At 74.9% G+C, this 5,918-nt stretch carries 6 protein-coding genes; 2 read left to right on the top strand and 4 right to left on the bottom strand.

Annotated elements, in window-relative coordinates; genetic code table 11:
• On the bottom strand, nucleotides 1-545 hold a 545-nt coding region (locus DKL51_RS14910; RefSeq protein ID WP_148097791.1), incomplete at its 3' end, for an ArsR/SmtB family transcription factor.
• Between the two features lie 131 nt (nucleotides 546-676).
• On the opposite strand from DKL51_RS14910, the gene DKL51_RS14905 reads away from it, so the two are divergent.
• Entirely contained in the window at nucleotides 677-2,920 is a 2,244-nt protein-coding gene (locus DKL51_RS14905; protein WP_109943023.1) for a family 43 glycosylhydrolase, read from the top strand.
• A gap of 67 nt (nucleotides 2,921-2,987) precedes the next feature.
• On the opposite strand, the gene DKL51_RS14900 is transcribed toward DKL51_RS14905, so the two are convergent.
• Genes DKL51_RS14900 through DKL51_RS14890 form a run of 3 tightly spaced genes read right to left on the bottom strand, consistent with a single transcriptional unit; the run spans nucleotide 2,988 to nucleotide 5,098 of the window.
• Nucleotides 2,988-3,317 carry a hypothetical protein gene (locus tag DKL51_RS14900; RefSeq protein WP_243422237.1) on the bottom strand — a complete coding sequence of 110 codons (330 nt, stop codon included), beginning with the start codon at nucleotides 3,315-3,317 and terminating at the stop codon, nucleotides 2,988-2,990.
• 36 nt (nucleotides 3,318-3,353) lie between these two features.
• Nucleotides 3,354-3,959, bottom strand: a complete 606-nt coding sequence (locus DKL51_RS14895) for a response regulator transcription factor (protein ID WP_109943024.1) — start codon at nucleotides 3,957-3,959, stop codon at nucleotides 3,354-3,356.
• A complete protein-coding gene (locus tag DKL51_RS14890) occupies nucleotides 3,956-5,098 on the bottom strand; it encodes a sensor histidine kinase (RefSeq protein ID WP_109943025.1) in 1,143 nt (380 codons plus the stop codon). The genes DKL51_RS14895 and DKL51_RS14890 overlap by 4 nt, the downstream gene beginning before the upstream one ends.
• A gap of 134 nt (nucleotides 5,099-5,232) precedes the next feature.
• Here DKL51_RS14890 and DKL51_RS14885 point away from each other — a divergent pair.
• On the top strand, nucleotides 5,233-5,918 hold a 686-nt coding region (locus DKL51_RS14885; RefSeq protein ID WP_124812173.1), incomplete at its 3' end, for a hypothetical protein.

The raw sequence follows: 5,918 nt of genomic DNA, 5'->3' as shown, positions 1-5,918 counted from the left end.
GTCCAGTCGAGACAGTCCCGCACCAGGGGTCGCCGAGCGGCCCGCAGCGGCTCGACCGGTACCTCCAGGCGGGCCAGCCACGTCAGCCCGGCCGGGGTCAGGGCCAGGCCGGCCGTCCGGTCCAGCAAGCCGCGGGTGAGCAGGGCGTCGTACAGCTGCACGCCGAGCCGGCCGGCCAGGTGGTCGTAGCAGGTCCGGGCGTACGCCAGGGCGGCGCCGGCCGAGGCGGCGCGCAGCGTACGCGGCGGGGCCGGCGCGGCCGGGGCGTGGCCGGCCAGGTCTTCGATGAGCTGGGCGACCGCGGGATTGGCCAGCCGGACGTACCGGTGCCGGCCCTGCCGCTCCTCCACCAGCAGTCCGCCGCGGACCAGGCGGGTGAGGTGGTCGCTGGCGGTCGACGGCGCCACGCCGGCGGCGCGGGCCAGTTCACCCGCCGTCCAGGCTCGTCCGTCGAGCAGGGCCAGGCAGAAGCTGGCCCGGGTGGTGTCGGCGAGCAGCGCGGCGAGGCCGGCCATGGCGCGGCCGTCGGTGCTGGTCGTGGTCATGCGCCAATGCTGGCACGGCGACATTTCGGCGGCGGCCGACCGGTGCCGCCGCTCTTTACATCGTTGTATCCAACGTTGTAGAAACGGGAGACCGCAGTGACCTCTGTCGACACCGACCCGAGGCAGGTCTGATGGGACACCTCCACCGCGGCGGCGTGCTCGCCGCCGTACTCGGTCTGCTCCTCGCGGCACCGGCGTCCGCGCCGGCCGTCGCCGGCGCCGGGCCCGACCGCTACCGCAACCCGATCTCCGCCGACTTCGCCGACACCTTCGCCGACCCGGTCGTCGTCCGCGGCGACGACGGCTTCTGGTACGCCTACGGCACCTCCGACCCGCTGCGCGAGGGCGAGAAGCAGGCGCACCGGGTACCCACCGCCCGCTCCTCCGACCTGGTCGACTGGACGTACGTCGGGGACGCCTTCGCCCCCGACCAGCGCCCGTCCTGGGCCGCCCCGGGCGCCGCGTTCTGGGCCCCCGACGTGCGCCGGGTCGACGGCCGCTGGGTCATGTACGTGACCGTCACCGACACCACCGTCTCCGGAGACACCTTCGACACCGCCATCGGGGCGGCCACCGCGCCCACCCCGATCGGCCCCTGGACCTTCGCCGACGAGCCCGTGGTCGCCCCGCGCCCCGGCGGCGGTGGCGGTGGCGGCTATCTCTGGACCATCGACCCGAGCCAGTTCACCGACGTCGACGGCCGGAACTACCTCTACTTCGGCAGCTATTACGGCGGCATCTCGGTCACCGAGCTCACCGCCGACGGGCTGCGCGCGGTCGGCACGCCGAGCATGGTCGCCATCGACAACAAGTTCGAGGGCAGCTACGTGCTGCGCCACGACGGGTGGTACTACCTCTTCGCCTCCACCGCGAACTGCTGCGCCGGCCCGGCCACCGGCTACTCCGTCCACGTGGGCCGGTCCCGGAGCCCACGTGGCCCGTTCGTCGACCGGGACGGCCTACGGCTGGACGTGTCCCGGGCCGGCGGCACGCCGGTACTCACCCAGAACGGCAACCGCTGGATCGGCACCGGCCACAACGGCTTCCTCACCGACCTGTCCGGCCAGGACTGGATCGTCTACCACGCGATCGACCGCGCCGACCCGTACCTGGACGAGCCGTTCGGCATCAACGAGCGGCCGATGCTGATGGACCGGCTGGACTGGGTCGACAGCTGGCCCACGGTGAACGCCGGCGCGGGTCCGTCGGAAGGGCCGCAGCCCGCCCCGGTCACCACCGCCCGGCTCGACGAACGCTTCGACTCCGGACTCTCGGGGTGGCGCATCACCGCCGGCCGTTGGGAGGTCACCGACGGCAGGGTCAGCGGCACCGGCACGCTCGCCAGCCGTACGGTGATCGACGCCGACGTCCGGGCGGAGGCCGACGTTCGGTTGACCGGCGCCGGTTCCGCCGGATTCGCGCTGGGCGGGCGGGATCGCGAGCGCGTCACCATCCTGGTGGACGCCGAGAGCGGCCAGCTCGTGGTCCGCGCTCCCGGTGGGCCCGCCGCAAGCGCGCCCCTGCCGGCTGCCTTCACCGCCGGCGAGGTGCACAACCTGGCCGTCGAGGTACGCGGTGACCAGCTCGTCGCGGAACTGAGCCCGGCCCGTCTCGGCGACCAGCTGGCCGTCGTCACCGCCCGGCTGGGGTGGTCCCTCGACGGCGAATTCACGCTGGTGGCCCGGGACGGCCGAGCGGAGTTCGACAACGTGACCGCGGCCGAGCTGTACCAACCGGTAGACCGGACCGTGCCGGAACCGACGGCCGGCCCGCTCCTGCCCGACTACTCCGACGAGTTCGCCGACGGGCTCGACCCGGCCTGGCAGTGGATCCGGCCCAACCCGGCGGCGACGGTCGGCGACGGCGCGCTGCGCTGGCCGGTGGAGTCGGCCGACCTGGTGGGCACCGGCAACACCGCCGGCGTGCTGCTGCGCGACGCGCCGACCGGCGACTACGTGGCGGAGACGAAGGTGACGCTCGACCTCGGCGAGGAGACGGTCCGCAACTACCAGCAGGCGGGCATGGTCGCGTACGTGGACGACGACCGGTTCGCCCGGCTGACCCAGGTGGCGATCTGGAACACCCGGCAGGTCGAGTACGGCTACGAGCTCCCCTTCGCCGGCCGGACGGTGTACGGCGGCAACATCGTCGGCACCCCGGCCACCACCACCTGGCTGCGGCTGGCTCACCACGTCGACCCGGTCACCGGGGAGCACGAGTTCCGGGCCGGCTCCAGCCGGGACGGCGAGCACTGGACGTGGGGCGGGGTGTGGACCTTCCCGGCCGACACCACCCCCCGGATCGGCCTGGTCGCCCACGGAGGCGCCCAGCCGCCGGTGACCGCCGAGTTCGACTACGTCCGCTTCTACCGCTGAACCGACGACGGGGGCCGTCCGCCGTCGGGCGGCCGGCCCCGTCGCCTTCCGGCCCGTCAGGCCCGGGTCAACGGGCTGACGGTACGACTCGCACCGTCGTAGCTGCGGGCGGCCACGAAGGCACCGGCCGGATCGGCCAGACCAGCGGGGCGCTGCCGTCGAGCACCGCCACCCGGTCGGGTCGGACCAGGACGGGCAGCGCGGCGTCGCAGAGGTCCGCGAGGCGCTCCTCGGCCCCGGGCGGGAACTCGTCCACCGCGGCGAGGGTGAGGTGCGGCCGGTTCGTCGGATGGGTGTTGCGGGCCAGGCTGGGCAGCCCCGCGGCGGCCAGCCGCTCCCAGGCCGCGCGTACCGCCTCCTCCAGCTCCGGCGAGCAGAGCAGTTCGACCGTACGCACGCCCGTCAGGCTATCCGTCTGTCCTGGCCCAGGGGGTCACAGCCAACCGGCCTCGCGCGCGATACGGATCGCGTCGGCCCGGCCGGCCGCCCCGAGCTTCTGCACGCAGGCGGCGAGATGGTTGCGGACGGTCCCCGCCGCGAGATGCGTACGCCGGGCGATGACGGCGACCGGCGTGCCGTACTCGGCCAGCCGCAGCGTCTCCAGTTCCCGAGGCGTCAACGGACACTCGGGCAGGGTGAGCGCGTCGGCGGCGAGCGACGGGTCGACGTACCGGGCCCCGGAGTGGACCCGGCGAATGACGTCGGCGAGCGCACCGCCGGGAGCGCCCTTGGGCAGGAAGCCCCGGGCGCCGGCGGTGAGCGCCTGACGCAGGTGGGCCGGCCGACCGTGACCGGTGAGGATCACCACCGCGCAGGTGGGCAGCACCCGGGTCAGCTCGGCGGCGACCTGGATCCCGCCGGGCGGCGGCATCTCCAGGTCGACGACGGCGACGTCCGGCCGCTGGGCCAGCGCGGCGGTCACCGCCGCCCGCCCGTCGGCCGCCTGGGCGACCACCTCGATGTCGGCCTCCAGATCGAGCAGGGCGGCGAGGGCGAGCCGGATCAGCTCCTCGTCGTCGGCGAGCAGGAGCCGGATCACGCGGCGACCGGCACGCTGGCGACGAGGGTGAAGACCGAGTCCTCCCGGCGGGCGTGCACGGCACCACCCGCGGCGGCGAGCCGGTCGGCCAGGCCGCGCAGGCCCCCGCTGTGCTCGTCGGGTCCGCCGTCGACCGCACCGTCGTTGCTCACGGTCATCGTCACCATGCCGTTCTCCCGGGTGATCTCGATCCGGCACCAGCCGGCCCGGCTGTGCCGCAGCACGTTCGTCCCGGCCTCCCGCAGCACGGCGGCCAGCTCGGCGGCGACCGGCGGCGGGACTTCCCCGTCGGGCTGCGCCACCGTGCAGCGCACCCCGCAGGAGCGCAGTACCTCCCCCACCGCGGTCAGCTGCTCGGCCAGGTCGACGGCGCGGTAGCCGTGCACGGCCTCGCGTACCCGGTGCAGGGCCGAGCCGGCCAACCGCTGCACCTCGGCCGCCTCCCGACCGGCGCGACCGACGTCGACCGGCGCGAGCCGGGCGGCCAGCTCGGCCTTCAGCGCGATGACCGTGAGGTCGTGGCCGAGCAGGTCGTGCACGTCGCGGGCGAAGCGCAGCCGCTCCTCGGCGGCCGCCAGCCGGGCCCGGGCGGCTTGGCCCTGGCGCGCCTCCACGAGCAGGTCCCAGAACCAGACCTGCAACCAGGTGACACCGGCGACCGCGACGCCGACGCCGCCGGTGATGAGCAGGCTGTCGCGGACCGCCACGCCGGCCCACCCCGCCACCACGACGGAGACCGCGAGCACCCCCACCGTCGCGGCGGCGGCGGTCACCGGGCGCAGCAGCAGCGGGAACATGCCGACCAGCGACGCGCCGAGCCAGGCCCAGGTCGGCCAGGTGCCGGCGGCGACCGGCCCGACGAGCGGCACGGTCAGCACGGCCACGACGGCCAGGACGGCCTGGAAGCGGCGCCGTCGGCGCTCGGCGAGCCAGGGGGTGACCGCCGAGTACAGCACCGCCGTCTGGGCGGCGGCGAACGCGACGACACCGGCCGCGCCGAGGGCCAGTTGGACCGGGTCCGGCTCCCGGGCCAGCCCGATCGCCGGCAGCAGCAGGCTGGTCCAGAGATTGGTCGCCAGCGACGCCAGGGTGAGTTGCCGGGCTCGGCGCAGTCGCCGGTCCGCCCCGTCGACCGTCATGCCCGCCGATCCTAGGGGCGTCGCCGCTCTGGTTCACCCCTGCGGAACGTCACGGCGGAACCGTGCGGACCGCACGAGTTTTCCGTGACTCCCGCGCCTGTGCCCAGGTGGCCGGTCCGGGCAGGGTCGGGAGCATGACGGAGACGACTGTGCGCGTACCCAAGCAGAGGGATCGCGGCGGCCGCCGGCTGGCCCGACACCTCGCCGAGATGGTCGTGGCGATGGTGGTGGGCATGCTGCTGCTCGACCCGCTGTGGCGGGTGGCCGGGACGCTGCTGGACGGCGCCGACACGCTGGCCCGGCCGGACGTGGGGGCGCTGGTGATGGCGACGGACATGTCGCTCGGCATGGCGGCCTGGATGTGGCACCGGGGTCACGGCCGGGCCGCCACCGCCCAGATGGTGGCGGCCATGTACGTCCCGTACCTGCTGTTGCTCCCGCCATGGTGGGCCGGTCTGGTCGGGGACAACGCGCTGATGCTCGGCGGCCATCTGCTGATGCTGCCGGCGATGGTGCTGGTGGCACTGTGCCACCGCCACGCGCACCCGGCGCCGCGCCCGCGGCACCCGCTCGTCGCCGCCGTGGTCCGCCGGTGGCCGACCGGGCTGGCCCTGCTGATGGCCGTCGACCTCTGGATCGAGCCGACCGTGCTCTCCCCCTGGACGCTGCTAGTGCTGCCGGCCGGTTACCTGCTCATCGGGAGCTGGCGCCGGCAGTGGCGCGACCGGCGGCTGCTCGCCGTCCAGCTGGCCGGGCTGGCCGCGTGGGCCGGCCAGCAGCGGCGGGATGGCCTCGCGCTGGATCGGGGTCGGCTCCTCGT

The sequence above is a fragment of the Micromonospora globispora genome, assembly GCF_003857015.1.
In the GTDB taxonomy this organism is placed as follows: Bacteria; Actinomycetota; Actinomycetes; order Mycobacteriales; family Micromonosporaceae; genus Micromonospora; species Micromonospora globispora.
This window is presented reverse-complemented; position numbering and strand designations above follow the sequence as displayed.

Excerpts from the sequence above, each read along its gene's own strand:
- DKL51_RS14905 (WP_109943023.1), top strand. The coding sequence starts at position 677 with ATGGGACACCTCCACCGCGGCGGCGTGCTCGCCGCCGTACTCGGTCTG.
- DKL51_RS14890 (WP_109943025.1), bottom strand. The coding sequence starts at position 5,098 with ATGACGGTCGACGGGGCGGACCGGCGACTGCGCCGAGCCCGGCAACTC.